The 26147-nt window shown below is 48.6% G+C and carries 28 protein-coding genes and 1 tRNA gene; 16 read left to right on the top strand and 13 right to left on the bottom strand.

Annotation, left to right across the window (positions count from 1 at the left end; genetic code table 11):
• Nucleotides 1-72 precede the first annotated feature (72 nt).
• From ACO08K_RS10995 to ACO08K_RS11010, 4 genes are all read left to right on the top strand, one after another.
• Nucleotides 73-819 (top strand): hypothetical protein, encoded by a 747-nt coding sequence (locus tag ACO08K_RS10995; protein WP_421796443.1) that lies wholly within the window; start codon nucleotides 73-75, stop codon nucleotides 817-819.
• A gap of 5 nt (nucleotides 820-824) precedes the next feature.
• Nucleotides 825-1388: an adenylate kinase family protein gene (locus ACO08K_RS11000; protein ID WP_421796444.1), complete on the top strand. Its 564-nt coding sequence runs from the start codon at nucleotides 825-827 to the stop codon at nucleotides 1386-1388.
• Between the two features lie 9 nt (nucleotides 1389-1397).
• Nucleotides 1398-2417: an ADP-ribosylglycohydrolase family protein gene (locus ACO08K_RS11005; RefSeq protein ID WP_421796445.1), complete on the top strand. Its 1020-nt coding sequence runs from the start codon at nucleotides 1398-1400 to the stop codon at nucleotides 2415-2417.
• 133 nt (nucleotides 2418-2550) lie between these two features.
• Nucleotides 2551-3873 carry an alpha/beta fold hydrolase gene (locus ACO08K_RS11010; protein ID WP_421796446.1) on the top strand — a complete coding sequence of 441 codons (1323 nt, stop codon included), beginning with the start codon at nucleotides 2551-2553 and terminating at the stop codon, nucleotides 3871-3873.
• Between the two features lie 113 nt (nucleotides 3874-3986).
• Here ACO08K_RS11010 and ACO08K_RS11015 read toward each other — a convergent pair whose 3' ends face one another.
• The 10 genes from ACO08K_RS11015 to ACO08K_RS11060 all read right to left on the bottom strand — a co-directional run bounded on the left by ACO08K_RS11015 (nucleotide 3987) and on the right by ACO08K_RS11060 (nucleotide 13238).
• On the bottom strand, nucleotides 3987-4838 hold the full coding sequence (locus ACO08K_RS11015; protein ID WP_421796447.1) for an SDR family oxidoreductase: 852 nt from the start codon (nucleotides 4836-4838) through the stop codon (nucleotides 3987-3989).
• Nucleotides 4839-4895: 57 nt separating this feature from the next.
• The gene (locus ACO08K_RS11020; RefSeq protein WP_421796448.1) at nucleotides 4896-5549 is read right to left on the bottom strand and encodes an SCO family protein; all 654 of its coding nucleotides are present in this window, start codon (nucleotides 5547-5549) and stop codon (nucleotides 4896-4898) included.
• Between the two features lie 315 nt (nucleotides 5550-5864).
• Nucleotides 5865-6431, bottom strand: a complete 567-nt coding sequence (locus tag ACO08K_RS11025) for a toxin-antitoxin system YwqK family antitoxin (RefSeq protein WP_421796449.1) — start codon at nucleotides 6429-6431, stop codon at nucleotides 5865-5867.
• A gap of 47 nt (nucleotides 6432-6478) precedes the next feature.
• Nucleotides 6479-7273 (bottom strand): YHYH protein, encoded by a 795-nt coding sequence (locus tag ACO08K_RS11030; RefSeq protein ID WP_421796450.1) that lies wholly within the window; start codon nucleotides 7271-7273, stop codon nucleotides 6479-6481.
• A gap of 45 nt (nucleotides 7274-7318) precedes the next feature.
• Nucleotides 7319-7783: a hypothetical protein gene (locus ACO08K_RS11035; protein WP_421796451.1), complete on the bottom strand. Its 465-nt coding sequence runs from the start codon at nucleotides 7781-7783 to the stop codon at nucleotides 7319-7321.
• Nucleotides 7784-7785: 2 nt separating this feature from the next.
• Nucleotides 7786-8088 (bottom strand): hypothetical protein, encoded by a 303-nt coding sequence (locus ACO08K_RS11040; RefSeq protein ID WP_421796452.1) that lies wholly within the window; start codon nucleotides 8086-8088, stop codon nucleotides 7786-7788.
• Nucleotides 8089-8326: 238 nt separating this feature from the next.
• The gene (locus tag ACO08K_RS11045) at nucleotides 8327-8902 is read right to left on the bottom strand and encodes an RNA polymerase sigma factor (protein WP_421796453.1); all 576 of its coding nucleotides are present in this window, start codon (nucleotides 8900-8902) and stop codon (nucleotides 8327-8329) included.
• Nucleotides 8903-8958: 56 nt separating this feature from the next.
• Nucleotides 8959-10020, bottom strand: coding sequence for a TlpA family protein disulfide reductase (locus tag ACO08K_RS11050; RefSeq protein ID WP_421796454.1), 1062 nt, complete (start codon nucleotides 10018-10020; stop codon nucleotides 8959-8961).
• A 63-nt stretch (nucleotides 10021-10083) separates the two neighbouring features.
• Entirely contained in the window at nucleotides 10084-11247 is a 1164-nt protein-coding gene (locus ACO08K_RS11055) for a hypothetical protein (RefSeq protein ID WP_421796455.1), read from the bottom strand.
• A gap of 236 nt (nucleotides 11248-11483) precedes the next feature.
• Nucleotides 11484-13238, bottom strand: coding sequence for a hypothetical protein (locus ACO08K_RS11060; protein WP_421796456.1), 1755 nt, complete (start codon nucleotides 13236-13238; stop codon nucleotides 11484-11486).
• A 116-nt stretch (nucleotides 13239-13354) separates the two neighbouring features.
• Between ACO08K_RS11060 and ACO08K_RS11065 the strand changes: the two genes are divergently transcribed.
• Together ACO08K_RS11065 and ACO08K_RS11070 are read left to right on the top strand one after the other, a co-directional pair.
• Nucleotides 13355-15031, top strand: coding sequence for a GMC oxidoreductase (locus tag ACO08K_RS11065; protein WP_421796457.1), 1677 nt, complete (start codon nucleotides 13355-13357; stop codon nucleotides 15029-15031).
• A gap of 114 nt (nucleotides 15032-15145) precedes the next feature.
• Nucleotides 15146-15718: a gluconate 2-dehydrogenase subunit 3 family protein gene (locus ACO08K_RS11070; RefSeq protein WP_421796458.1), complete on the top strand. Its 573-nt coding sequence runs from the start codon at nucleotides 15146-15148 to the stop codon at nucleotides 15716-15718.
• 201 nt (nucleotides 15719-15919) lie between these two features.
• Here ACO08K_RS11070 and ACO08K_RS11075 read toward each other — a convergent pair whose 3' ends face one another.
• Both ACO08K_RS11075 and ACO08K_RS11080 read right to left on the bottom strand, forming a co-directional pair.
• The gene (locus tag ACO08K_RS11075) at nucleotides 15920-16579 is read right to left on the bottom strand and encodes a hypothetical protein (RefSeq protein ID WP_421796459.1); all 660 of its coding nucleotides are present in this window, start codon (nucleotides 16577-16579) and stop codon (nucleotides 15920-15922) included.
• Between the two features lie 7 nt (nucleotides 16580-16586).
• Nucleotides 16587-17345 (bottom strand): cyclase family protein, encoded by a 759-nt coding sequence (locus tag ACO08K_RS11080; RefSeq protein ID WP_421796460.1) that lies wholly within the window; start codon nucleotides 17343-17345, stop codon nucleotides 16587-16589.
• 164 nt (nucleotides 17346-17509) lie between these two features.
• Between ACO08K_RS11080 and ACO08K_RS11085 the strand changes: the two genes are divergently transcribed.
• The 4 genes from ACO08K_RS11085 to ACO08K_RS11100 all read left to right on the top strand — a co-directional run bounded on the left by ACO08K_RS11085 (nucleotide 17510) and on the right by ACO08K_RS11100 (nucleotide 21622).
• Nucleotides 17510-18961, top strand: coding sequence for a glucosaminidase domain-containing protein (locus ACO08K_RS11085; RefSeq protein ID WP_421796461.1), 1452 nt, complete (start codon nucleotides 17510-17512; stop codon nucleotides 18959-18961).
• Between the two features lie 226 nt (nucleotides 18962-19187).
• The gene (locus ACO08K_RS11090) at nucleotides 19188-20660 is read left to right on the top strand and encodes a GDSL-type esterase/lipase family protein (protein ID WP_421796462.1); all 1473 of its coding nucleotides are present in this window, start codon (nucleotides 19188-19190) and stop codon (nucleotides 20658-20660) included.
• 21 nt (nucleotides 20661-20681) lie between these two features.
• The gene (locus tag ACO08K_RS11095; protein ID WP_421796463.1) at nucleotides 20682-21008 is read left to right on the top strand and encodes a putative signal transducing protein; all 327 of its coding nucleotides are present in this window, start codon (nucleotides 20682-20684) and stop codon (nucleotides 21006-21008) included.
• 95 nt (nucleotides 21009-21103) lie between these two features.
• Nucleotides 21104-21622: a gamma carbonic anhydrase family protein gene (locus tag ACO08K_RS11100; protein ID WP_421796464.1), complete on the top strand. Its 519-nt coding sequence runs from the start codon at nucleotides 21104-21106 to the stop codon at nucleotides 21620-21622.
• A 130-nt stretch (nucleotides 21623-21752) separates the two neighbouring features.
• Here the strand turns inward: ACO08K_RS11100 and pxpB are convergent, their stop codons facing one another.
• Nucleotides 21753-22496, bottom strand: a complete 744-nt coding sequence (pxpB, locus tag ACO08K_RS11105) for a 5-oxoprolinase subunit PxpB (protein ID WP_421796465.1) — start codon at nucleotides 22494-22496, stop codon at nucleotides 21753-21755.
• Nucleotides 22497-22622: 126 nt separating this feature from the next.
• Between pxpB and ACO08K_RS11110 the strand changes: the two genes are divergently transcribed.
• The 6 genes from ACO08K_RS11110 to ACO08K_RS11135 all read left to right on the top strand — a co-directional run bounded on the left by ACO08K_RS11110 (nucleotide 22623) and on the right by ACO08K_RS11135 (nucleotide 26132).
• Entirely contained in the window at nucleotides 22623-23330 is a 708-nt protein-coding gene (locus ACO08K_RS11110) for a YebC/PmpR family DNA-binding transcriptional regulator (protein WP_320028456.1), read from the top strand.
• Between the two features lie 50 nt (nucleotides 23331-23380).
• Nucleotides 23381-23453 (top strand) — tRNA-Ile (locus ACO08K_RS11115).
• A 204-nt stretch (nucleotides 23454-23657) separates the two neighbouring features.
• Nucleotides 23658-23834, top strand: a complete 177-nt coding sequence (locus ACO08K_RS11120) for a hypothetical protein (protein ID WP_421796466.1) — start codon at nucleotides 23658-23660, stop codon at nucleotides 23832-23834.
• A 218-nt stretch (nucleotides 23835-24052) separates the two neighbouring features.
• Complete coding sequence (locus ACO08K_RS11125; protein ID WP_421796467.1) at nucleotides 24053-24283, top strand: transposase; 231 nt, start codon at nucleotides 24053-24055, stop codon at nucleotides 24281-24283.
• A 246-nt stretch (nucleotides 24284-24529) separates the two neighbouring features.
• Nucleotides 24530-24949: a hypothetical protein gene (locus ACO08K_RS11130; protein WP_421796468.1), complete on the top strand. Its 420-nt coding sequence runs from the start codon at nucleotides 24530-24532 to the stop codon at nucleotides 24947-24949.
• Between the two features lie 55 nt (nucleotides 24950-25004).
• The gene (locus ACO08K_RS11135) at nucleotides 25005-26132 is read left to right on the top strand and encodes a serine hydrolase domain-containing protein (RefSeq protein WP_421796469.1); all 1128 of its coding nucleotides are present in this window, start codon (nucleotides 25005-25007) and stop codon (nucleotides 26130-26132) included.
• Nucleotides 26133-26147 lie beyond the last annotated feature (15 nt).

Below are 26147 nucleotides of genomic sequence, written 5' to 3' on the forward strand. Positions count from 1 at the left end.
TTAAACTGGGATAGAATTACAATTCAGGTAAGGATTAGAGATTGATATCAGTGACAAAAACAAAGCTAAATCATGCGTAAAGAACTTATTTGGAATGCTGGCCTACTCTTGGCAGGGATATTCCTGATCTTATTTATCACGCTTAATATTACCCCACCTTCGATTATTCCCGGCTGGCGGGAGTTTCCCTTCAACCTGGGGCAAAGGCTAATTCTGGGTCTTTTACTGGGACTCATTTTTATCATTTCCCGATACATCAACCTGTGCATTCTGGCTATTCAGCATAAAGAGTTTCGTTTGGTGGTAATGCTGCTGAGTTATTTATTTCCCTTGACCATCGTTTTGCTCTCATGGCACCACATGATGGATGAGATTATGCGATGTGCAGTGGTTGATCTGAATGCGAGGGACTACAAAATTCAGGGCAATCTGCAATTAGGCCCTGAGCGAGTAAGGCGCGTGGATGAGTACAGATTTGAGGCTGGTTTAAGGACTTATGCTCAACTAATCGAGGATTTGAGGCACTTATCTGATGGGAAATTTCAGGCTGAAAAAGTGGTTGAAGATTGGGAGCCAGACCAAAGTATTGAACTAAGTTTCTCCATTAAAGCAAAAGAGCATCAAGTTTTGCTGAAACAAGGGCACATCGAAGAAAACATTAAAGCAATTGTAAGGGCAATTAATCAACTGATGGAAGGGGAGGACTTCCAGTTTTATTTTGTAAAAGGGAATGCGGATTTGTTGGTAGGGCTCAATGCACAAGAGTTGAAAATATTGACCAAATTGACCGATTTCCGAGTGATCAAAACAGATAAATAAACGACATGGAAATACTGATCATTACTGGCCCGCCATATTCGGGTAAAGGTACGCAATGTGATGTGCTCAAAAAAGAACTGGATTACAAGCACTTGTCCACTGGAGAACGAATTCGGGAAGAGAAAAAACAAAATACACCACGGGCAGAACAAATGCGCCAATATGAGGAGCAAGGAAATTTAGTTCCTGATTCACTAATGCTCGAACTGATCGAGGATTTAATTGAAGAAAATCGTCAAGAGTTAGGCATTATCCTGGATGGTTACCCACGAACCATTCCTCAAGTAGATGCCTTGCTAGATATGCTCTCCGAAAAAGGGCTATACGTTTCTAAGGTCATCAACATTGAAGTGCCTAGTGAAGAACTGCTAAAAAGAGCTCAGAATAGAGCTGCTGTTTCTACTCGTAAAGACGATGAAGACCCCGAAACCCACTTCAAACGTATTCGAGTTTTTGAAGCGGAAACCAGGCCAGCGATTGAATATTTCAAATCCAAAATTGATGTGATTACTATCGATGGTATCGGGGAAATTGGCACAATCACGGCGCGAATTTTGGCGACCTTATAATTCAGGATCATGCACGCCGACCTCCTCCTCGGTCTCGCCATCGGCGATGCCTACGCCGCTGGCCTCGAGTTCCAGGATCGCGACTGGATCCGCCAGCACGTCGATTTTACCCGCTTCATCAATATGCGGGAGCACATTCAGGTCGCCCCTGAAAAATTAGCAGCTTTTTCCACCCATTACCAGCCCTGGGATTACACCGATGATACCGAAATGACCATCGGCTCCATCAAAGCCTTGTGTAGTGGTCAAAACATCACCGAACAACACTTGGTAGACTGTTGGGAGGCCGAATACCGCGAAGGCCTTCAACGCAAGGGGTATGGCCGCAACGGCCACGGTTCAATGGCCTGGTATTATGAAGGCCGGCTGAGTATAGCGGAGGTGCGCGATTTCCAGCGCCATCGCCCTAACCCCGGCAATGCACCGGCCATGCGGGCGATTCCGTTTGGTTTGGTGAAAGAAGATTTGGTCAACCAATATGCGGCCATCAATGCATTGGCCACCCACCCCAATGCCCAGGCAGTGCAGTCTTCTCAAATTGTCGCCCGGGCAGCGCGGTATTTTTTGGTGGAAGATGGGACTGCTGAAGGTTTGATTCCTTATTGTTTGCAAAAAATCGAGTTGGACGAGGGGTATCAAAACTACCTGCAAGCAGTGGATGAACTCCCGGCTTATGAGGACTTGAGTGAGGCTGATTTTTCTCTGCTACTTGGACCTCAGCCCATTCAGGAGCCCTATTTCTTGCCGGGCATCAAGGGCTTGCCTTCCGATTCAAAATATACAGCAGGTGCGGTTTTGTACATCCTGAAGCAGTCCAGCGATGCATTTGACGCCTTAAAAAAGTCGGTTTATTTGGGTGGTGATGTGGATTCTCTGGCGGCGCTGACGACGGGGATTCTGGCTGGACGATTGGGTGTACAGTCTTTACCTCAGTATATGATCGAGGCCGTTGAAGGGAGAGATTATCTGAAAAAAATTGCAGCAATGTGGGGTGAAACTTTGGTTCGGAACGCTGAAGAAATGAAGTAAATGATGAGCGTTTTATCTTCCAAAACGGTGCATATTTGACCTTTTCGAAAGTCAAAACTTCTTTATTTCCCCCACATCGGGGGATATTCCTTTCCCTTTCATCGCCTAGCTTCGCTGAACAAATCAACGGTTTATGCGCACCACCAGTCTTCTTTTGCTCTTCCTCCTTTCCAGCCTGTCTGCTTTTGCCCAGCCCCAACGCAAGGCCATCATGGGTTTGCTGGGTAAAGAAAGCCCCAGTGGCATTCTCGTCGACAGCATTTTGCCCAATACCACCCTGGCCAGTGCTGGCCTCAAAAAGGGTGACCTGCTCACCGAGCTCAACAACAAAGCCCTCAAAAAAATGGCCGACTACAACGCCCTTGCAAGCCTTGTGCGCAATGGCGATAAAGTCAATGTTCGCTATCAGCGCGATGGGGCCAGTAATTTCAGGACGATTACTGCAGTGATGCGACCATTTGAAAGTTCCCCCATTGCTGACATTCAATACGATTGGGTCAAATTCAAAGGGGGATACCTGCGGGCGATCACGCGCAAACCCAAGGGTAAAAGCAATGTGCCCTGCATCTTGCTCATCCCCGGCTACGGCTGCGGCAGCATCGAAAACTACAGCACCAGCTACAATGGCAAACTGATGAACGAGTGGCTAAAAAATGGTTACGCAGTGGTGACCATTGAAAAAAGTGGTCTGGGCGACAGCGATGGTTGTGCCCCCTGCGCCGAAGTGGACCTGGCCACCGACATCGAGAGTTTTGATGCGGGCTACCGCTACATGGAGCAATTGCCTTTTGTAGACAAATCCAATCTATTCATCTGGGGCCACAGCATGGGCGGCACCATTGCGCCTGAAGTGGCCAAGCGACATACTCCACGCGGCGTGATGGTTTTTGCATGTGTATTTCGCCCCTGGAGTGAGTTTTTGCTCGAAATGCATCGAGTGCAAAAGCCTTTGATGGAAAACCTGAGTTATCAGCAAACCGAAACCTTCGTACGGCTAATCCAGAAAGTTTATTACGAGTTGTTTGTGCTCAAAAAAAATCCGACCCAACTCCATGAAGTTCCTGAATACAAAGCCATTGTTGAATCCGAGCTCAATTACCAACCTGGCAGCAACAACATGTGGGGTCGCCACTGGCGCTTTTGGCAACAATTGGATTCGGTCAATCTGGCCGAAAGTTGGCGGCAAACCAATTGCCCGGTCCTGATCTTGCACGGCGGCGCGGATTACGAGCAATGTAGCCTGGTGGAGCCCCTGATGATTCAAAAAACCGTCAACGAAGCCCACCCCAACACGGCCACCTGGGTGACCATTCCCGACCTGGACCATTTTATGATGAAAAGTAAGGATTGGACGGAGGCGTATCAAAACTTCAAAACGCAGCAGTATACGAAGGGGAATTTTAATCCAAAAATTGCGGAGGAAACGCTGAGTTGGTTGGGAAAACTGCGACCTTGATTCTGAGGTGAATCTTAAGTGCCTTGGGTTTCTTAAGTGGTGAAAATCTTATAACTTATTTTTTCACCACCTAAGAAACCTAAGGCACCAAAGGGACACCTAAGTTAGGTCGTTTAAAAGAACGAATCGATTTTACACATCTCCAGGCACTGCTCCCACAACTGCGCCCGATCCGCCTCGATATAGGTATATTTTGCCGAAGGTTTGGGTTTACACTTGTCCCAATACAGGCCACTTTGGCCCTTGGCCTCTGGTGCACTGGCACAAAAGATTTGACAAAGTGCTCCTTCTGCCGGGCTTACCCCACCGCTGCGCCGGATTTTCCAGGCCAAGGCGTGCAACCAATTGGTGCGTTTGACGCCGATATCGGTCTTGACCAAGCCTGGCTGAATGGCATAGCTGGATACATTTTTTTCTTGCTTGCGTTTGTGCAACTCGGACACAAACATCACATTCGCCCCTTTAGACTGGGCATAAGCGCGCAAACCGTGGTATTTATTGGTCAGGTTCAGGTCGGCGTAATTGACCTTGAATTGAAAGTGGGAATCTGAAGCCACACAAACAATCCGGCCATCTTCGGCCTTGCGAATCGCTGGATACAACACGTGGCTCATCAGCACATAGGCCAGGTGATTCACAGCAAACATGGTTTCCACCCCATCCTCGGTCAGCGAATGCTGGGAAATCCAGGTGCCCGCGTTGTTCACCAAGGTATCAATGACGGGGTATTTATCCAAAATGAGTTTACCCGTTTCCCGAATCGAAGCTTGTGAAGCCAAATCTACGGTCAACAACTCCAATTGATCGTTTTGGGTGGCCGCGAATATTTTATCCAGTGCTTCCTGGCCTTTGTCGGCGCTGCGGCTGAGCAAAATGACTCGGGCTCCTTGGGTAGCCAGAGCCTTGGCCGTTTCAAATCCCAGACCAGAGTTCGCCCCGGTAACCACTGCTATTTTGTTCTTCATTGCTTCCAAAAATTTGGGCGAAATTAATACGGATCAGGCTTCCAGCAATAATTTTTTTCAAAATCTCCGACTTGACTCTTCTTTCAATGCCCAAATATCATCCCGCAAACGCTCCATGTCCAGCGGCAAAGTACCATTGTAAATCCCCCGCAAGCGCCTTTTGCCATCCACCAGCAACACATGTTCGGTGTGTAAAAACTCGGTCGAATCCCGGTTGTATCCAATCTCCTCCTCGGCAAAATAACTCTGGCGGGCCAATTGGTAAATCTCCGCCCGTGAGCCGGTCAACAAGTGCCATTGTTTGGGGTTGATGTGCATCCGCTCGCCGTAATCCCGCAATTGGGCCACCGAATCCACCCAGGGCATGACCGTGTGGGAAAGCAATTTAACCCCTGGATCATCGGCAAAGCTTTCCTGGATCAATTGCAGGTTATTGGTCATCTTGGGACAAATGCTGGGACAGACTGAAAAGAAAAAATTGGCGACGTAAATTTTACCATCCAAATCCTGGTTGGAAAGGGTGTCGCCGAGTTGATCGCGTAAAACAAAGGGGGCTATGCGGTGGATGGTATCGCTGTTGAGGGCTGAAGTGGGTAGCCAGAGTGGGTTGAAGTTGGGCTCGTTGTAGACGGGGAGGGTGCTGAGGGTCGGCTTTTGACAGGCAGTCAGGTAGCACAGGGTTATGGTGATGAAGATGATTGATTTTGGCATGGCGATGGTTTTAAGGCGTTGAGAGCTTTGTATGGCTGTCCCAGTTTTCACAGGATCAAAGCGACATTTTTTTATAGCACAAAGAAAAAAGTAGAGGACACAAAGGACACAGAGTTAGGCGTTGACGTGCTTTTTACTTTTGCTGGTACAAGTGTCTGCGCTGGTACAAGTCTCCAGACTTGTACCCATATTTTCGCGTCTCTGACGCACGAGCAATGCGAAAATACTGAGTTACCACACGTCAGAGACGTGTTGATATTGGTACAAGTCTGGAGACTTGTACCAGCCCAGCGCTTAATCCTGGACCTGATTGAATTACTCTGGTTTCTCCTTGAACTCCCCCACCGTAGCATCCCAAACCGTAGCGCAATTTTTCACACCCGTCAATCCATATTGGCGGCCATTTCTTGCCACGTAATTGAGGCGCAGCACTCCATTGTCGTACCAGGCCTGTTGCTGGCCATCTTCCTGACCCTGCTTGTAGTTAAAAATGCTGGCCAATTTTCCGTTGGAGTGCCAGGTATGGGCCAGCCCCTGGTGTAAATCAGCCTTGAAGTGGTACACAAAGCTGGGTTTCCCATTCTCCCACCAACCGTAATGAATGCCTTCCCGCTTGCCTTGTTTAAAAAAGCGCTTTTCCCGCAAGCGGCCATTCGGGTGCCAGTAGCGAGCCACACCTTCCTCTTTTCCAAGCCAAAAAGGGATCATTTCAGCGGTATCACGAGGGCTATACAGTGCATAGCGATATCCACTAAAGGGCTGTCCACGCCAGAAAAGCTGACCCTCTTGGCTACTCCAATTTTCAGCAGCAGCATTGATTTTTTGTACTGGAAGGTGGTGCTTGCCCAACTCACAGTTGCACAGCAAGAGCGCAAGCACCATTCCAAGCACATATTGTTCAAAGCTTGTTTTCTGGTTTAACATCATCATTATCGACTAACCGTACCAGGTGTGCCAAAAAAACCACTGCCATTCAAATATGGCGCTTCATTGGTAAAATGGTAGTGGTAGATGCCCTTGGGAAATTCGGTCGTAGCGTGTTTGTGGCCGTGGTAACTATCGAGATCCGCGTTGCTAACCGTTTTCCCATTTTCTTGCGGGCCATACACTGGAAACCCATCCAACAGGAAGCCCAGCAGTGCTTCCTTGCCTACTTTACCCGTCAGGTACATCGGTTCCACGTGGTAGTGGTATTCATTGCCGGGCGCAGGGTGACCGTTGTGTTGGTCAAAAGAGTTGATTTCGTTGGTCAGCGGCTGATTGGGGCCGGCGTACTGATTGAAAAACACCACACCATTGAGGGAGATGCCGATGGAACCCAGGGGCGTAGCCGATTTTGAACTGGCCTCCTGCGGATTCACCGGAAAACGAAAGGTGAGGTTCTTTTCGGAAATGCGGTTGGGGTTAATGGCGAATTGGGGGTTGCTGCCCGTGTACGCCTCGTATTTGGTACTTTCCCAGGCAGTTCCTTTGAAATACGGGCTCTTGTGGTCCGGGAAGTCTTTGGTTTTTACCACCACAAAATTGCCTTCGAGGTACACATCGGTCGCACCATAGATTTTTTTGTAGAGCGTAAGCATTTCACTGCTGCTGGGGTTGACGTTGTTGCCCGTAGTGTCGATTGGGGTGGTGCTATCTCCATCTGCTTTTTGACAAGCGATACTGATCGACAAAAAAGCCATCAACAGGGAAAGCAGGGACAATTTGAAAGGAATCTTGTTCATTGGATGGTTCATTGTGTGATTGAATAAAAAAGTGTAGGTAGCAGTTTATCCATGCTCCTTTCTTTTAGGGTGAGGTCTTCCTCGGGGGGCCATTTTACGCATCACCTCCTGAATAATTTGGTCGAAACGTTGTTTTTGTTCCGCATTGCCCAGCCTGCGTACGACTTGAAAATGTTGAAAAGTGGCCAACTCCGCTTCGCCTTCCAATTGGCGCAAGCCCGCCAGTGCAGCGGTGTCATTTTGGGCAATTCCTGCAAAAAGGTCGTGGCGCAACTCGACACGTTCCGCTTCAATTTCCTGCATTTTGCTGCGGTGCTGTTTGATCAGCTGCTGGTATTCATCCCGTTGAGCCGGGTTGAACTTCAGCTCACGCATCAGGAATTCCGCCGCAGCAGAGGGCCGATTGGGTCGGTCGTGGGGGCGGTTCATGCGCAAGAGCAAGCCCAACGAAACGACATTGAGTACAAACAAAAGCAAGAGGGCTGCGCCCATTATTTTGATGGCATTCATGTTTAATAATTGAGTGGTGATGCAAAATACAAGCGGGAAAACTGCTCCACTTTTTGCATTTCCTGCTGTTTGAAACCTACGTTGAACCAAACCGCACAATTGAGCAGCAACATCAGCACCGCAGCAGCAACCATTTGCATGGCCATGCGTCGAACCTGCAGGTGTTGCACTTGCCGGGCCGCACGGGTAGCCTGGATGCGGGCTTCAATTTTTTGCAGCAAAGCCTCATCCGCCTTGGCTCTTTGCAGGCCTTCCAGGCTTTGAAGGGCAGCCTCTATTGGATCAGGATTTTTTGGTTTTTTCATAAAGCAGTGACTTAAATAGTAGAGACTTGAATCATCCCGAATTTTTGAAAAGCCAAAATCGGACTTAGCCCTAATCGCGGAGCGATTGAATTTTGAATAGCCCCGGTCGTCCGGGGTAAATAACAGGGTCAAATTGGCGGCAACCACGGCAGTGATTGAACTCAATTGAGCAAAAAATCCAACCGCATCCGCGGTTCGTTTTTCTAAAAATTTGGGTGACTCCTATTTTTATCGCCCCCTATTGATCCTCGTAAAAGTTTTTGAGCAATTCCCGCAGTTTTTGTCTGGCTCGTACCAAAAGTGATTCCACCGCCGGAATGCTGATCTCCAAAACCTGCGCGATTTCAGCATAGCTGAGCTGTTCGATTTTGGCCAGCACAAAGGCGCTTTGTTGGTTTTCCGGCAACTGGGCAATGGCTTTGAACAAAGCGACGCTGGACTCCTGCCGTTCAAGTAGTACCCCAGGGTGAATAAAATCGGGTACATCCAGCGTTTTTTCTTCCTGCTCTGTTTGCCGCCAAAGCGAGAGTGTAAAGCCTGAGCGTTTTTGCGCCTTGCGGGCCTTGATCCGATCCAGGGCCTTATTCACCGTGATGCGGTACAACCAGGTGTTCATGCTCGATTGCCCCCGGAAACTGCCGATGGCTTCGTACGCAGCCACAAACACATCCTGGGTCAACTCTTCGGCTTCTTCCCAATTTTGCAACAAAGACAAAGCGGTATTGAACACCCGATCTTTATGGGTGTAAAAGTAGTCCTGGAAAGTACTGCTGCCTTCCTGGGAGCTAAGAGTATGTGCTTTGGCTTTGGTCAAAAGTTGGTGTTTAGGGGTTAGACGAGAAGGTTCTAAAAAACCTGCGCAGCCTGGTATTATTTTTTATTGATAAAAGCGAAAACCTCGTCAACGCTGGGATTGAAGCTGATGATTTTTCGGTTTTGGTCGATTAGGATATCCAATGGGACGGCATTAAGGTGGTAGCTTTCCCACAATCCATCGCTATCGATGCTTTCATCGCTGACCCAAAATCCTTGTTGCCAGGGCAATGGGTTTTTACGAACATATTTTTGCCAATCACTAAAGTATTCCTCTGTGGAAATACTGATTAGCACGATTTTATCCTTTACCTCTTCGTATTGAGCACGATAAGTCTGGTCGTTTAGTGCACAAGCACTGCACCAACTGTTGCCAAACCTCAAAAGGATGGGTTTTCCCGACCATTCGTCGCTGCGGTGGCTGATTTTTGAGGTGTCTACAAAACTAAGTTCGAGCATGGTTTTACCCGGCCAGAGTCGATTGTTCAGTTTTTTATAGGTGTATGAATTTTCCTTCACATCCGCAGGTACAGATTCAAGGGATTGCCAGACGTGTGGAAATTTTTTCCAGGAATCTCCCTCCGAAAAAAGCGTGTAACGCATAAAACCAATAGCCTCAATGGCCAAAACCGGGTCTTCAATGAACAGGGTATCCAGGTACCTGAAAATCTCCCGATCGATAGAGTCCCTTTTTTCTTCTCCAAAATCGTATTTCCGGTGATTGAGTCCACTCGTTTTTTCCAGTAAGTCATTCAGGTAATTTTTGCGCTTGACATTGCCTTTGATGAATTCCACTCTTCCGCCTTTGTTGTTGCCAGTGATTGATACCACATCATCGGGATCGAGTAGCATGTAAACCCCTCTTCCATAACCATCTTTGGCTATCCAACTCAGATCAAAAGACTTCTCATAAGGACTAATGCTTAGGGTAGCACTAAAATAACCCTTTTCATCTAGTTGGAAGCTATCGCGTCGGTTCCAGCAGCTGCGAAAATGAATGAATCTGGTCTTAGCATTGGTAATGCGGCCACTGATGCTGAGGGCCAAACAAGAATTGGTGGCCATGAACAACAGTACCAGTCCGGCCAGCACCGTTTTGAGGCGGAGTGTTTTTTTCATTAGCGGGTTTTAGTGATGAGACGACAAATCACCACAAACCCTGCGCTGCGCCCGACCTTTTTTTCACCACAACTTCCAGCCCAACACCAATGCCACCTTCGAAAAATCCGACTCCAAAAACGGATACGACCGCAACAAGTCCTTCTTTTCGTACCAGCGCAATTCAGCACTGAATTTTTTATAACTCATCCCGGCCCCGCCAGCGAATACATTGCCCCCGCTGAGTTCGTACTGGCGGCCATCAATCCGGTTCATAGCCGAATTGAAGCTCAGTTCAAAAGCATACGCCGCACTCAATGAAAAGCGCAAATCTTCGGTGATAAAAAAGTAATGCCGCAGCCCTGCTGGAATTTCCAGGGCTCGGTAATTGATCGAAGTCAGGTCATTGCGAATGGATTCAGTGGCGTAAAAACTTTGCAGGTTGGGCTCCACAAAAAAGGCCCACTTGCTTTTGTTGAAAGGCAGCACAAACTCCAGATCCAGCCCAAGCCGGGGAGTCGCTCTTTGAGCAAAACCATCCACACCAGTAAAAACAAAATCAGAAAAACTCAAGCCTGTAGTCGCCCGTAAATTGAACAAGTCGCGTTTGATTTTTCCATCGTAATTCGTAAAACTCAGCCCCTGGCACTGGTGGTAAGCGATCAGGTATTTGATCAATTCGGACTTGTAGTATTTCAATTCCTGCAATACTTCCGGGCGAGCTTGAGCACATTTGGCTGCTGCCAATTGTTCCCGAAACTCCACATTACTGGCGATGGTGTTTTGATCAACGATGTATTTTTTGTACACCAATTGGCGAATGCCCTGGCCAGGAGTTTGGAAGAAAAAAAGGTTGAGGTCACCATCGGTGTATTGGTAAAGGGACACTGCTCCATCGATCAAAACCTTCAAAAAAAGCTCTTCACTGTGAAAAACGGCATTGCCGAAATAATCCATCTTGCTGATGTCGCCACTGCTGCGATCGATGTCCACTTTGGCGCGGATGTATTTGGAAAAATTGTACACCCCAAACTCCTGCACATTTTCAATGGAGGCTGAATTCGTGCGCGCCGTTTCTGAGGCTCGATAAACAAAGGAATTGGGGTTGTCGTTCCAATCTGAATTTTTGATCAGGCATTCGGTTTTGTTGCCCTGATTGTCGATGAAGTAAGCCCGCTCATAACGGATTTGAGCAGAAAGGTTTAGCCCAAAAAAACACAGGAGTAGCGCAATTGAGTGGGTTTTCATGATGTCGGTTTATCCATTGAATTGATCAAGAATTGAATAAAAATAAGCCAAAAGAGTTCAAAATTAGGTGCTCGCGCTGGTACAAGTCTCCAGACTTGTACCAATATTGACACGTCTCTGACGTGTGTTGGCCCAATATTTTAGTGTTGCTCGTGCGTCAGAGACGCGAAAATACAGGTACAAGTCTGGAGACTTGTACCAGCTAACACATAAGCAATCGCCCCTAACCTTTTCGTTCAGGGAATGAATATCCTTTCCGTCACCCCGTGAATACCTTTTTGAATGTGTACAAAATGAATGCCCCCGGGTGCATGCGCCAAAGGTATTTGCAGGCGTTGCCCTTGGGTTTTGGCCTCGGCGAGCACTGCACCATAACTGTTCAAGACTTGAGCTTGTACCTGCGAGCCCTCCGGAGCAGTCGCCTGGTCTATTTCCACATACAACATCCGCGCCGAACTGTCGAAATTGATTTTTTGCCACTGCTTGTCAATGCCCCGGTCACCCACTTTCGTCAAAGGACTGCCACTGACCAAACGATCCGACAAATCATTGAGGTAACATTCCAGATTGGTGTAGCCAGCCAGTCCGGTGAATTTGATCGACAGCTGGGTGCCATTGTGGTCCTTCACAGTGGGGTTCAAACCTTGGGCGGTTTCCCAGGAATCGGGCATGCCATCGCTGTCCGTATCTTTTGGCGCAGCCGGAGCCGTCGTAAAATCCAGTCGGAAAGCATCCTGGTAATAATCACGGCCATCAATGGGGCGGCTGTCAATAACATTATCCAGCAGGGGTTGCATCAAGCGCCGGTTCATCGGGTCGCGGCGGCGGGTACTGTGGGGGTTAAAAGCGCCCACCGTACTGCGCAAATTGGCCAATAAATCCGCAGTAGCTGTGTAGGTAATTGTGGGGTAAGGAAAACGGGTGCTGCGCCGAACGGCCTTGCCCAAATCCCGATTGGGGTGATTGGGGGCCGTGCAAAAATCATTGCAACAATAAAACAGCTCATAGTCGGCATAATTGGGAAACCTGCTCAATTTATTGCCGCTGACAAACAGCTCATTGTTGGAAAAACCCAGCATCAGGTCGCGAAACATGCCATGGCACATGCTGCTGCGCACCACCGAGAGGTTGTTGACAAAATTGGGCAAAAGGCGCATCCCCGGCGCTTCCTGATTTGAGGTATAAAAACCGGAGTTGTAATACATCTCGATTTGTTGATCCCACAGCAAGTTGTTCGACAGCTCGATCCGCAAAGGATGTTGCAGGCAGGACATGTCATTCGGAGCCTCGCCACTTTGTTCACAACTCATTTCCGGCATTCGCCCTCCGATGCGGTTCCAGATGTTGTGGTGGATGCTGATGCTGTCTTTGCGGTGCCCGTTGGCCGAATAATTGAGCAGCATCCCGCCAAATTCATAGTGGTCCCCCAGCGTTTCTGCCAACTGACAATACTGGATGCTGAGGTTGTTGCTGCGCGAAATTTGAATGGCCTCGTCGGTAGCATTGGCAAAAGAGCAATGATCGATGACTACCCGGGTGGCCGCATCCAGGCGCAGGGCATCATCGGCGACCCAGCCTGCACCGGGTCTAATTTGTTCAGTGGCCGGCCGCGAGTTGAGGTGGCGGATGATGATGTTTTTGGCCCCATTGTTGGGCTCATACCAGTCGTCGATGATGATTCCCCGCACGATGATGCCGCCCGGTGAACTTTGGCCAGCGATGTAACAGTCGCCCCAAATGAGCTCCGCCGCGCAGTCGATAATGCCACTCACTTTGAATAAGATGTACTTCGGACCAGGGGTTGCCAAGGCTGCGTTGAGCGATCCAGGGCCTTCACAATTGAGCGTGGTCACATAAATGACCTGCCCACCGCGTCCGCCACTTGTATTCATGGCACCAAACCCTTGGGCTCCGGGGAAAGCTGGGATTTGGCCCAAAAGGCCAATTTGTACATACCAGTAAAAACAAAGAGAGGCCAGTATTTTTTTCATAAGTTTTGGGTAGGTTTGAGGTGGTTGCAATAAAGATTTAAAGTACTGAAATAACGGAAAAAAGAAGAAAGCCCGGCAAAAAAATCTTTAGCTTTGATACCATAAAACCTACATATATGCCAGATTTTGACGCCATCGTCATTGGATCGGGGATCAGTGGTGGCTGGGCGGCCAAAGAGTTGTGTGAAAAGGGCCTTAAAACCCTGGTTCTGGAGCGTGGCCGCAACATCGAACACATCAGCGACTACCCTACTGCCTTCACCGAGCCCTGGGAGTTCAAACACCGCAATACCCATCCGCGCCAATACAAGCAGGAAAACCCACTCATCAGCAAGGCGGCGGGTTACAATGAAGATACTGCCCATTTTTTCGTTCAGGACAAGGATCATCCTTACGTACAGGAAAAACCTTTCGACTGGATTCGGGGGTATCAGGTGGGTGGCAAATCCTTGATCTGGGGTCGCGCCTGTCAACGCTGGAGTGAGTATGAATTTAAGGCACCAGCCCAGTTTGGCTACGGCATCGATTGGCCGATTCGTTACCCGGATGTGGCCTCCTGGTACAGCCATGTGGAAAAATTCATCGGCGTTTGTGGCCACAAGGATGGGATTGAGGCCATGCCCGATGGGGAGTTTTTGCCCCCAATCGAATTGAACTGTGTAGAAAAAGCCTTGCAGGAAAAATTCCTCCAGCACTACAAAAACCGCTACCTGGTGCAAGGCCGTTGGGCCCAGCTCACCGAACCCAATGCGGTACACCTCGAACAAGGCCGGGGCCGTTGCCAACGCCGCAACCTCTGTATGCGCGGCTGCCCTTATGGTGGTTATTTCAGCTCGGTCACCAGTACTTTGCCCTGGGCCAAAAAAACGGGCAACCTGACCATTCGTCCTGACTCGGTGGTTCACTCCATTCTTTATGATGAAAAATCGGGGAAAGCCAGCGGCGTCAGGGTGATCGATGCCAATACGAAGGAAGTGATAGAATACAAAGCCCGGGTCATTTTTGTCAATGCCTCCGCACTGAACAGCAATTTGATTCTGTTGAACTCCCAAAGCAAACGTTTCCCCAATGGCCTCGGCAACGACAATGGCTTACTGGGCAAATACATCGGCTTCCACATTTACCGGGGCTCCGCACATGGCGAGATGCCGGGCTATGAAGACAAATACGTGTACGGCAAAAACCCGGTGGAGTGTATCCTGGCCAATTTCCGCAACCTGGGCAAACAAGACACGGATTTTATGGGCGGCTACACCACTTTTATGGGGGCTTACCGCGCCCGCCGCGATGCCGCCGAGGGCATTGGAGCCGACTATAAAAAAGCACTCTCCGAACCCCGTGGCTGGGAAGTTTACATGTACATGCAAGGGGAATCCATGCCCAACGAAAACAACCACGTGCGGCTAAGTACCGATCAAAAAGACCAGTGGGGCATTCCACTCCTGGTCACCTCAGTGGGCTACGATGACAACGCAGAAAAAATGGTGGCTGATTTTTTGACCCAAAGTCGCGAAATGCTTGAAGTAGCGGGTTGCCAAAACATCAGCACCCACGACAACAAACAAGCTCCCGGCCTGGACATCCACGAAATGGGCGGGGTGCGCATGGGCCGCGACCCCAAAACTTCGCTGCTCAATGAATGGAACCAATTGCACCACTGCAAAAACGTTTTTGTCACCGACGGCGCTTGTATGACCAGCACTGGCAACCAGAGCCCTTCGATTTTGTACATGGCGCTGACTGCGCGGGCAGCCAATCATGCGGTTGCGGAATTGAAAGCAGGAAAACTATAATTGGTTGAGGAGTTGAGAAGTTGAGGCTACCGCGAGCGATTTTGACAATGTCCTTTTCTAAGTCGCTCGCTGTAGCCTCAACTTCTCAACTTCTCAACTCCTCAACTTATCCCTATGGATCGCAGACAAGCACTCTACCAAACCTCCCTCCTACTCGGTGGCGCCATCATCGGCGCGGAAGCCATTTTGAGTGGTTGTGCCCCAAGTAATCAATCATCCGCTAAAAGTGCCCTGTTTCAAGCAGGTGACGAAGCACTGCTGGACGACATCGCTGACACCATCCTGCCCAATACCACCGACTCTCCGGGTGCAAAAGAGGCCGGGGCGGGTGCTTTCATGATGCTCATTGTGGAAGATTGTTACGAGGAAAGGGAGCAAAAAATCTTTGTAGAAGGTTTGAAAAAAATCCAGACAGAGAGCCAAACCCAATTCAACAACAGCTTCAATGCCTTGAATGCGGTACAACGGTATGAACTCCTTTTGGATATGGATAAAACTGCTGCTGCCTACGAAAGCAGTAAAGAAACCGATGCTCCGCCGCATTATTTTAGCTTGATCAAACAACTGGCCACTTTTGCGTATTTCAGTTCCGAAATCGGGGTGACCAAGGCACTGCGCTACAATCCCATTCCAGGAAGATTTGATGGTTGTGTGGAGTACAAAGTGGGGGAAAAGGCTTGGGCGTAAAGCGTTCTGCTTCACCAATTAGGCATTTTTAATTGAACCATCTAAGGCATCTAAGGGCATCTTAGAAGGCAATGCCCCTGAGGTGTCTCTTAGATGTCTTAGATGGTGAAAAAGCAAGCGGCGTAGCCGCATATTTATAATTGAACCATCTGAGAGACACCTAAGGCAGACATTCTTTAATCGATGGTAGGAAAGCCCTAATTATTTCTCCTTCCGCAAAGCCTTTAAAAAGCCCCGCACCTCCCTTTCCGCCAAAAGCCGATGGTACAAATTCCCAAAAAGCACACACAAAATCCCGATCACAAAAATCGAGTTGCGGGACATTTCCACTGTTTTGGCGTGCATCTCATAAAAAGGCCGGATGAGCAGCACCTCTATCGCAATCACAAAGGCGGTGAGCAGGAACAAAAACACCGCCACCGCATGAGCATTGCTGCGAATTTGCGGGTAATGGGTGCGTAAGCATTTTTTCAAAAACAGAATAGCGCCATGATCTTCCCGATCCATGCGCAATAATTCGGCCAATACGTGCTCTGCCTTTTGAAACTGGCCCGTATGGTACAAGGAGGCCGCTTTGCGGAACAACATCCGCCGAAAAAGATCCTCTCCCTTGTATTCCACTATATTGTTCATGATCGAGGTTTCAATCACTACATCTACCATCAACAGATGCTCGCGGTAAGCACCCACCTCAAACAAGGCCGTAACATAGGTCGCCAGCACCTCGAAATACTCCTCAAAATCCAGTTCGCGAATCTCCTTTTCATTTTCTTCAAAAAAACGAATCTGCTCCTGGAAGGCCGTTTCTTCCAGGCTCATAAAAGTGCGGTAGATTTTGGAGTAATACGTTGGCTTATACATGACGTTGCTATGTTTTCAAAGCATAAAGTACAGGTTTACTTGGACTGACGTCTAATTCAAGAGAAGCGATCTGAATGTTAAGCAGATAATCGCCATCGGGTATTTCCGAAGGCACGTAAATCAACTCGGTAATGGTGCATTCACTCCGTGGATCATCGGGGTATTGCCAAAAGGCTTTGTGCCCCAATAGAGCCCCAGCGTCCTCTTCCCGATCCACCGAAGGCAAATCCAGAAGCAGGTGTTGTACCCCACGATCCACCAAAAAAGCAATGGCTTCGTGGTGCACATAGGGCGGATTGCTGCCAGAATAATTTTGCCGCAATTTGTGCTCATCATTGGGCAAAGTGCGGATTACCAGCGCTTCTGGCACATGGGTAACAAACAAATCTTCCAATTGTTGCCGCAAAATGACTCGATCACCGTTGTCCAACCGCTGCGGCCAAACACTAACCAATTTGGCAAAAAAATGGAAGCGGCGCAAGCACTGATGGATGGTATATTTTTCGCGGGCAATGTGCCCTACACACTCGGTATGGGTGCCATTGCCATGGGGATTGATTTTGAGGTTGTAAAAATTGACTGCGCCGCCCCGATTGGTATCGCCGATGAAACCAAATTCGGGCGCTTCGACGGGCCAAAATTCGGGATAAGGGGCATAAAAACAGTTGGCATTGCCCTCTCCAGCCACCAGTGGCATACTGATGTCGAGCGGTGCAGCCAGGTCAATGAATCGAGTTTGGTCTAAAAATTGTACACTTATTTGCATGACTTTTTTCATTTCGGTTCCAAAGCCTGGAACAGCACTACCACTCACATGTTTTTCTGCAACGTTAAAAAAATTTTAATTATCAATCGACTGATATTGTTTAACTTTTCGCCGCCGTTGAAAACACATTGACCAGGTATAAGTCTAAAAACAATCCCTTGCTCATGATTTTTTTGAAAAACAGCCTATTGATTTGTTTGTCCCTTTTGGTGTACGGATGCGCCCATGCGCAACCCAAGGACATGGAAGAAAAAATGGCCTATGTAGAGCGGTATCGCCTCTTGGCCGTAGAAGAAATGGAACGCACCGGCATCCCCGCCAGCATCAAATTGGGCCAGGGTTTGTTGGAGTCGCGTTGGGGAACCAGTGATTTGTCGCGTCTGGCCAACAACCATTTTGGCATCAAATGTGGCAAAGACTGGAATGGGGAAGGCTATTACAAAGAGGACGATGACCTCAACGACAAAGGGGAGCTCATCAAATCCTGCTTCCGCGTGTATGGTAGCGCCGAGCAGTGTTACCGCGATCATTCAGCTTTCCTGATGAACCCAGCCAAAAAAGAGCGTTATGGACCCTTGTTCGAACTCAAACGTACGGATTATAAAGGTTGGGCGGAAGGTTTGAAAAAAGGAGGCTACGCCACCGACCCCGGTTACCCCAGCAAACTGATCAAACTGATTGAAGACCTGGATTTGCACCGTTACGACGAAATTACTTATCAGGACTTGTTGTCCGAAATAGGCACTTTGCCCACCCTTACCCAGCCTGATTCACCTGAAAAAGCCAAGCCTGTTTTAGTGGTAGGGGTACCCCAATCCACCAACGATGTGAAGTTCATCGTCGCTGGTGCCGGACAAACCCTGAAAGACATTGCCTCCAAGCAATATGTATCTCCCAAATCCCTGCTGCACCACAACCCCCACATCAGCGGTGCAGACGAGCCGCTCAAAGCGGGTACCCGGGTATTTTTGCAGTCCAAGCCCAAAGGCTGGCGCGGCCAGGAGACCTACCACAAAGTGCGCAAAGGAGAAGGGATGATCGACATTTCGATACTGTATGCCATCGACCTGGACAAACTCTATATCCGCAATAAAATGAGCCACGGCCAGGAGCCTGCCGAAAATGCGGAGGTCAAAATCCGTGGAGGAAAAGCCAAGAAGCAGCCAAAACTGAAAAGTGACCAGCCCGATAAAAAACCAACGCCAATGCCTACGGTGCCCCAAACCAAAGCACCTGTCATCACCAATGGCGCCAATACTTCCACTGTTCCTCCAGCTACGACCTCCACAAACAGCGGAGCCAAAACTCAAGTTCCAGCAAACAAACCTCCAGTTACCCAGGTAAATACCAACACGACCGGGGGTACCACATCCGTCAACAAGACCAATCCGGGTGGGAGCGATCCTTTTGGCAAATCTAACCCAGTACCCAATTCGGGTGCCCAAAACACAGGTGCTGCGGGCTCCGTTGTTGCCCCGCAATACCACCTGGTAATGGAAGGGGATACCCTCGAAAGTTTGGCACAAAAGTTCAAAACCTCCATTGATGGCTTGAAGAAGCTCAACAATTTGAGTACTGAGGAATGTAAGGTGGGATCTAGAATTCGGGTGAAGTAAAACTAGTTTTTTCGTAACTATTTAGCACCCATCCACCTGCGGTGGGTTTTATACTCAATTTTTTACCACAAAGACACAAAGGCACAAAGACACAACATTTTAGAGCTTAATGTCTTTGTGTCTTTGTGCCTTTGTGGTAAAAAATTCCGCCGTAGGCGGCTGCTAAATAGTTGCGTTTTTTCTTATTTTCGCCCAGTCTTAGGAACTGTTCCTTAGTAGCAATCGTATGGAAAAGAACGTTTTTGGCCGAGCCTGGTTGGTGATCGTATTGGCGGCATTGTGCTTGTTGGCTTACCCCTTTGTACATGACCGGATTCCCGGGTTAAAAGACAATTTGCGGGGCTACAACTTTTATGAGTCTTTGCGCAGCACCCAACCCAAAAACAAGCAGCGCGACGCGGCCAAAGCCAAGGCGAAAAAACCGATTGCGCCCGTGGTCAACCCCACTGCTGAGGTCCAGATCAGTGCCTACGACGCCAACGACCAATTCCATGGCTTGACCTACCTGGCCAATTTTTTTGAAAAACTACGCCAGCGCAAAAGCCAGATCCGCATTGCCTACTACGGCGACTCTTCCATTGAGGGCGACCTCATTTGCCAAACTTTTCGCGACAGCCTCCAAAAACGTTTTGGCGGCAAGGGGGTTGGTTATGTGGGCATCGACAATCCCATTCCTGGTTTCCGGCAGTCGGTACGTTTGAGTTTTTCCAACAATTGGCAGCGCAAAACGGTGATCGACAAAGACCCCGGGCGTTTCCCCTTCGGGATTTCCGGTGAAAACTTTCGGGCCTTGTTCCCTCGGCCGATTGTACCCAAGGACACCATTGATGGAACAGCGGTCATTGATACTGCGCCGCCCCCCAAACCCATCTCCGTACACCACTGGTCGGAATGGGGCGCCAGCAAAAGTTTTTATGGTACCCGTAGTTTTTCCTCGGTGCGTTTGTTTTACGGCCAAGCTCAGGGCGATAGCCTGGCCCAAACAACCCGCAAAGTCACCAGTACTTACAATGGCCGCAGCCGGGAAATCCTGTTGGATGGGCGCGAAATTCTGAACAGTGTTACCTTGGCCGACTCCATGACCACCAGGGTACGGGCCGATTTCAAAATACCGGGGTCACTGCCCTTGTACGGCGTGAGTTTGGAAACCCCAAACGGCGTGATTGTGGACAACTTCTCCCTGCGCGGCAACTCCGGCCGGAGCCTGATGCGCATCAGCCAGGAACAACTGAGCAGTTTCCAGACCGCCCTGGATTACGACCTGATCATCCTGCAATACGGACTGAACGTGCTCAATGCCAAACTCCAAGACTACAGCTGGTACACCCGTGAAATGAACCAGGTCATCGAACATTTCCAAAAAGCCATGCCTGGCGTGCCGATCCTGCTGATTGGCCCCTCCGACAAGTCGATCAAAGATGGGGCGGTCATGCACTCCGATCCCAGCGTTTACCGCATCACCGAGGCCCAGCGGCAATCGGCGATGGACAAAGGTTGCGGCTTTTTCAGCTTTTATGAGGCAATGGGCGGCGAAGACTCGATGGTGGAATGGGTAGAAAGGCGTCGCCCCAAACTGGCCAACCTCGATTATACGCACTTCAACAGCAATGGAGCCAAAATTGCGGGCAACTACTTGCTGACTTTTTTGTTGGGTGGATATACCGAATATGAACTTGCATACAAGAAACGGCCTTTGTAACTTAGTCTTTAAACTTGGATCATGCCAACTGACGATATTTTAGACCATTTCGACTGGGAAGAAGAAGCCGCCGCCGACCGCAAGTTGGACGAGTTGTTGGAGCAGGCCTTTACACCGGATGTTGAAACGGTCCGCATCCAACGCTACGCGTTCAGCTGGCAAGCTGAATTGGCCAAGGCCATCTTGCGCAATCAACAGATCCCCAGTTTTGTCACCAATTCCCTGACCAGCAATATCCTGCACCTGGAATGGGCGCAGGTCGATTTGTACGTACGCGCGGAAGACGCCGAACAGGCCCTGGCCATCCTTGAAACGAACAACAATCAGGAAGAGTCTGAGGAAATTTGAGCACAGCCGATTCTTATGGTCAACAAAAATCGGCCTGTCTGAAGGAATGAAATACAAGCTTCCTCAACTTCCTCAACCTCCCTCAACCAATAAATATGGCTCTGATCAAACCCGTAAAAGGTATTGCCCCCCAATTTGGCGACAATTGTTACCTGGCTGAAAATGCCGTTATTGTTGGCGATGTAGTGATGGGCGAAGATTGTAGCGTCTGGTTTCACGCCGTCATCCGCGGCGATGTGAATGCCATCCGAATGGGCAACAAGGTGAATGTGCAAGACGGCGCCATCATCCACTGCACCTACCTCAAAGCCGCCACCACCATCGGCAACAATGTATCCATCGGCCACCGCGCCCTAGTCCACGGCTGCACCATCCACGACAATGTGCTCGTGGGCATGGGCGCCATCGTGATGGATCACGCGGTAGTGGAAGAAAATGTGCTGATCGCCGCCGGGGCCGTAGTCCTGGAAAATAGCCGTCTGGAAGCTGGCCACATCTACGCTGGCGTACCCGCCAAAAAGGTCAAAGCCATCAGCGCGGAAACGTTCAAAGATACCATCGAGCGGATCGCGAACAATTATGTGATGTATGCGGGGTGGTTTAAGGAGGAGTAGGCAAGTTATTTGGCCTTGCTTAGGTGTAACTTAGGTGCCTGAGGTTTCTTAGGTGGTGAAAGCACGTTTTTCTTCACCACCTAAGAAACCTCAGGCACCTAAGTTACACCTAAGGAGTTAAAAGCTAGGTTCAAGGCACCTTTATTTCTTTCTCCTGCTCCTTCAAAAACGCCTCCACCCCAATCGCATAAAACCGCACCTCATCCCCCACCCTCAATCGCACCGGTGGTTCCTCCTCCGGCAAAAACATCCGCCAGGGCGTACGCCCAATCACCTGCCAGCCCCCGGGAGAATCCAATGGGTAAATACCCGTTTGTGCCCCAGCAATGCCAACACTACCCGCCGGAATCAGCGCCCGGGGTACCGCCCGCCGCGGACTGGCTAGCTCGGGCTCCACCGTACCCATGTACGCAAAACCCGGCAAAAAGCCCAACAAATACACCTGATACGTCCGCGCACAAAAACGCTCGACGAAGGCCGCCGGAGGGAGTTGTTTTTGCTCCGCCAGTTCCAGCAAATCCAAGGCATAGGGCGGCTCAAAACAAACCGGGATGGCTACCGTACGTGTACTCGTCGCCGCAGTATGCGCCATATCTTCCGCCAGAACTGGCAAAATCCAGGCCTTGACCAACTCAAAAGGCAGCTGCTGCGGGTAATTTTTAAAGAAAAAAACCGGGTCCCACAAGATGGCCAAAGTGTTGTACGCCGGAATCAGGTCGAGCACCCCTGGCAAATCCATCGCCGTCAAACGCTGCCAACAGCCCTGAACCTGCTGGTGCACCACTGGATCTAGCGCCCCACCCCAGTCGAGCAAAAGCCCCTGATCGCCCAGTGGACTGATTTTTGGCTGTATTTCAGAACGATTAAGCTGCATTTAACAAAGATAATTGGTTCCAATCCTAAAAAAAAATCCCGATTCCTTTACTCCTACGCCACAAGATGGTATTTTTGCAGCCGTTTATCGAACAACATAAAAGGTCAACTAACAACTAAACAGGATATGGGTCGCGCGTTTGAATTTAGAAAAGGGCGTAAACTTAAGCGCTGGGCCAGTATGGCCAAAAATTTCACCAAAGTAAACCGGGATGTTACAATTGCTGTAAAAGAAGCTGGTCCTGACCCGGAGACCAACTCCAAACTGCGAATTGCCATCCAAAACGCCAAAGCCCTGAATGTGCCCAAAGACAACGTCGATCGCGCCATTCAGAAGGCCCTGGGCAAAGACTCTGCCGACTATAAGGAAATTGTATACGAAGGCTACGGCCCCCACAAGGTCGCCTTCGTGGTGGAAACCGCTACCGACAACCCCACCCGCACCGTTGCCAACGTGCGCAGCTACTTCTCCAAGTACGGCGGCTCATTGGCCAGCTCGGGTACCTTCGATTTTATCTTCTCCCACGATAGTGTATTCAAAATCAAAGCCGAAGGCATCGACATCGAAGAACTGGAACTGGAACTGATCGACCACGGCCTGGAGGAACTATTTCCCGAAGACGATTGTATTGTGATCTACGCAGGTTTCAAAAACTTCGGCGCCATGCAAAAAGCCCTCGAAGAAAGGGGTGTGGAACTGGTCAGCGCCGAGTTTGAACGCAACCCCAACGTCACCAAAGAACTGACCGAGGAGCAAAAAGCCGACGTGGAAAAACTGATCGATAAAATGGACGAAGACGAGGATATCCTCAACTATTTCCACAATATGGTGTGATTGCACTTGCCCGATGTGGCAAGTTTGTCTATATTTACGTTTCTTTTTTGGGTCCCTTAGCTCAGTGGTTAGAGCGTCTGACTCATAATCAGGGGGTCGTAGGTTCAAGTCCTACAGGGACCACTTTTTACACATAGAGACGTTGCACGCAACGTCTCTACCTTTCCTTGCCTTACATTTCCAATACAAATTATTATTGGTTGACCCAATTCCGCAAACGTTGCGCGTGCGTGTAGAGACGTTGCGCGTGTAGAGACGTTGCATGCAACGTCTCTACGGCCCGAACCGGACCGAACCAAACCTGACCAGGGTAATTTTCATTTTGGCATGGAAAAATACCAAAACAAATACCGCATTCCTTCTGCCCGGGCCTATTGGTGGGATTATGGCTGGAATGGGGCGTATTTCATCACCATTTGCACCCAGGATCGTGCGCATTTTTTCGGGGAAATGGCGGATGGGAAAATGCATTTGTCCAATACTGGAGTAATCGCGGACCTTTAATGGCATGAAATCCCATACCATCAATCATTTGTGGAATTAGGCGATTTTGTGGTGATGCCCAATCACATCCATGGGATATTGATATTGAACAAACCGGCCCCCGTAGAGACGTTGCATGCAACGTCTCTACACGCAACGTTTTTGCGCACAACCCCCGTAGAGACGTTGCATGCAACGTCTCTACAACACGTAACCCCAAATCCCCCAATAACGAAAAAATGGCCGCCATATCCCCCAAATCCAATACCATCCCAATCATTATCCGATCCTACAAATCAGCCGTAACCAAACACGCCAACCGATTAGGGTTACCCAATGGATGGCAGCCCCGTTTTTATGACCACATTATTCGCAACGATGCGGAATACCAACGCATCTCGGATTACATCGTCAACAATCCCGCCAATTGGCAGACCGACAAATTTTATGCACCATCCCCCCCGCCGTAGAGACGTTGCATGCAACGTCTCTGGGCACGCACGTGCAGGCGTTACGCGTGTAGGCGTCATGCGTGCAGGCGTACGCGTAGAGACGTTGCATGCAACGTCTCTACATGCAACGTCTCTACGGGGCACCATTTGCACCCTTTCCCAATCGTATTTATTTTTACACCAACATCCCCGTTTTGTATACCCTAAAATCTACTTTCGGGTCATCCTCATTAGACATTCCCGGAATAACAATAAATAAAACCAATGGACAATCCACCATTTAGATTTTCAACAAAAAAAGCACTAGATGAATTAGCCACTGAACTTAATCTCAGGGAAAAAATTCCACATTGGGACTCAATGGCGGGTTTATCCTATACCCCAGGGAACCCAGCAGACATACAAGCCTACCTTGTTCATTATGCCCAATTAAAAGACGACGATAAAAAATTCACGCTCATGGAGATGATATTGGATGCAATTGCACAGCAATCCAACGAAAGGGATTTTATGAACTATTGGCAAAAAGTGAAACCGATTTTAATCGAAGACTATGTAATCCAGGAATTCACGATACATTATTGGAAGGATATGACAACGCAAAATTTTGAAAGAAGTGAGATGATGACGCCGCTTATTCGAAATTTGGTAAGTTATTTGGAATGGGATGGGGGGGGTAGTTAATTGGACACGCTCAACCAAAGCGGAAATACACACAACAATCACTAAATTAAAAATCATGAAAAATAGAATGCTGACAATCTTACTTGGCTTTTTGCTTTTGAGCGTATGGTCTTGTCAGAAAGAGGCCGACCTTACGGCAAATTCAAAAGAAGAACTTGAAGAAAAATTGAAGTCGGAATTTGAAAAAAGCAACACAACTTCAATCGCATATTGTGTCGTAAAAAACGATAAAATGCTTCACAGTGGAGCTTTGGGCTTTGCGGATACAAAGAATAACAAGTTGGCAACCGACGATACAAGGTATTTAATTGCGTCGGTTTCTAAAACCATTACAGCAGTGGCTGTAATGAAATTGGTAGAACAAAATTCAATCCAACTAGATGATGATATTAACCAGTATCTTCCCTTCTCAGTTCGAAATCCAAGTTTTCCCAATGATAAAATAACCCTGAGAATGCTACTAAGTCATCGGTCTAGCATTTCCGATAAATTCCAGGAAACTTTGACCTTAGATTGTTACGGAATAGACTGCCCAATGTCCTTAGATCAATATTTCAAGGCCGTATTCACAAATACAGGTCAGTACTTCTCGGCCAATAACTTCTCAAATAAAGCGCCCAGTAAAGCGGAGGATTATAGCAATTTGGGATCGGCACTTATCGGATATTTAGTAGAAAGGATTTCAAAAACCCCCTTTGATGTGTATTGCATGAACAATATTTTCACGCCTTTAGGAATGACCAAAACAGAATGGAGGTTGGCCAATACGCCTATATCAGAATTGGCAATACCCTATTCACCGGATATCAGCAGTCCGAATCCGCATTATACTTTTCCTGACTATCCCAATGGCGGTTTGCGAACCACCGTTTTAGATTTATCGAAATTTTTAAGAATGGTGATTCAGAATGGCAACTTCAATAACACCCAAATCTTGACGCCAGCTAGCATGGCAGCGATGAAAACCTTGCAATTTGGAAGTACTGAATTTTGCTTATCCTTTTATTATGATACCATACGAGGAAGAAATGTTTTGGGACACAATGGTGGAGAAAAAGGGGTTACAACGGAAATGTACTATGATACCAATAACAATGTAGGGGTTATTGTTTTTAGCAATGAAGAAGATGTCGAATTGGAAAACATTGTTTCTCTTTTGTTTAATTATGGTGAAAAACAATGAGGAACGGAGGTTTTT

Source organism: Haliscomenobacter sp., from assembly GCF_965225875.1.
Taxonomy (GTDB): domain Bacteria; phylum Bacteroidota; class Bacteroidia; order Chitinophagales; family Saprospiraceae; genus Haliscomenobacter.

Excerpts from the sequence above, each read along its gene's own strand:
- ACO08K_RS10995 (WP_421796443.1), top strand. The coding sequence starts at position 73 with ATGCGTAAAGAACTTATTTGGAATGCTGGCCTACTCTTGGCAGGGATA.
- ACO08K_RS11000 (WP_421796444.1), top strand. The coding sequence starts at position 825 with ATGGAAATACTGATCATTACTGGCCCGCCATATTCGGGTAAAGGTACG.
- ACO08K_RS11005 (WP_421796445.1), top strand. The coding sequence starts at position 1,398 with ATGCACGCCGACCTCCTCCTCGGTCTCGCCATCGGCGATGCCTACGCC.
- ACO08K_RS11010 (WP_421796446.1), top strand. The coding sequence starts at position 2,551 with ATGCGCACCACCAGTCTTCTTTTGCTCTTCCTCCTTTCCAGCCTGTCT.
- ACO08K_RS11015 (WP_421796447.1), bottom strand. The coding sequence starts at position 4,838 with ATGAAGAACAAAATAGCAGTGGTTACCGGGGCGAACTCTGGTCTGGGA.
- ACO08K_RS11020 (WP_421796448.1), bottom strand. The coding sequence starts at position 5,549 with ATGCCAAAATCAATCATCTTCATCACCATAACCCTGTGCTACCTGACT.
- ACO08K_RS11025 (WP_421796449.1), bottom strand. The coding sequence starts at position 6,431 with ATGGTGCTTGCGCTCTTGCTGTGCAACTGTGAGTTGGGCAAGCACCAC.
- ACO08K_RS11030 (WP_421796450.1), bottom strand. The coding sequence starts at position 7,273 with ATGAACAAGATTCCTTTCAAATTGTCCCTGCTTTCCCTGTTGATGGCT.
- ACO08K_RS11035 (WP_421796451.1), bottom strand. The coding sequence starts at position 7,783 with ATGAATGCCATCAAAATAATGGGCGCAGCCCTCTTGCTTTTGTTTGTA.
- ACO08K_RS11040 (WP_421796452.1), bottom strand. The coding sequence starts at position 8,088 with ATGAAAAAACCAAAAAATCCTGATCCAATAGAGGCTGCCCTTCAAAGC.
- ACO08K_RS11050 (WP_421796454.1), bottom strand. The coding sequence starts at position 10,020 with ATGAAAAAAACACTCCGCCTCAAAACGGTGCTGGCCGGACTGGTACTG.
- ACO08K_RS11055 (WP_421796455.1), bottom strand. The coding sequence starts at position 11,247 with ATGAAAACCCACTCAATTGCGCTACTCCTGTGTTTTTTTGGGCTAAAC.
- ACO08K_RS11060 (WP_421796456.1), bottom strand. The coding sequence starts at position 13,238 with ATGAAAAAAATACTGGCCTCTCTTTGTTTTTACTGGTATGTACAAATT.
- ACO08K_RS11065 (WP_421796457.1), top strand. The coding sequence starts at position 13,355 with ATGCCAGATTTTGACGCCATCGTCATTGGATCGGGGATCAGTGGTGGC.
- ACO08K_RS11070 (WP_421796458.1), top strand. The coding sequence starts at position 15,146 with ATGGATCGCAGACAAGCACTCTACCAAACCTCCCTCCTACTCGGTGGC.
- ACO08K_RS11075 (WP_421796459.1), bottom strand. The coding sequence starts at position 16,579 with ATGTATAAGCCAACGTATTACTCCAAAATCTACCGCACTTTTATGAGC.
- ACO08K_RS11080 (WP_421796460.1), bottom strand. The coding sequence starts at position 17,345 with ATGCAAATAAGTGTACAATTTTTAGACCAAACTCGATTCATTGACCTG.
- ACO08K_RS11085 (WP_421796461.1), top strand. The coding sequence starts at position 17,510 with ATGATTTTTTTGAAAAACAGCCTATTGATTTGTTTGTCCCTTTTGGTG.
- ACO08K_RS11090 (WP_421796462.1), top strand. The coding sequence starts at position 19,188 with ATGGAAAAGAACGTTTTTGGCCGAGCCTGGTTGGTGATCGTATTGGCG.
- ACO08K_RS11095 (WP_421796463.1), top strand. The coding sequence starts at position 20,682 with ATGCCAACTGACGATATTTTAGACCATTTCGACTGGGAAGAAGAAGCC.
- ACO08K_RS11100 (WP_421796464.1), top strand. The coding sequence starts at position 21,104 with ATGGCTCTGATCAAACCCGTAAAAGGTATTGCCCCCCAATTTGGCGAC.
- pxpB (WP_421796465.1), bottom strand. The coding sequence starts at position 22,496 with ATGCAGCTTAATCGTTCTGAAATACAGCCAAAAATCAGTCCACTGGGC.
- ACO08K_RS11110 (WP_320028456.1), top strand. The coding sequence starts at position 22,623 with ATGGGTCGCGCGTTTGAATTTAGAAAAGGGCGTAAACTTAAGCGCTGG.
- ACO08K_RS11120 (WP_421796466.1), top strand. The coding sequence starts at position 23,658 with ATGGAAAAATACCAAAACAAATACCGCATTCCTTCTGCCCGGGCCTAT.
- ACO08K_RS11125 (WP_421796467.1), top strand. The coding sequence starts at position 24,053 with ATGGCCGCCATATCCCCCAAATCCAATACCATCCCAATCATTATCCGA.
- ACO08K_RS11130 (WP_421796468.1), top strand. The coding sequence starts at position 24,530 with ATGGACAATCCACCATTTAGATTTTCAACAAAAAAAGCACTAGATGAA.
- ACO08K_RS11135 (WP_421796469.1), top strand. The coding sequence starts at position 25,005 with ATGAAAAATAGAATGCTGACAATCTTACTTGGCTTTTTGCTTTTGAGC.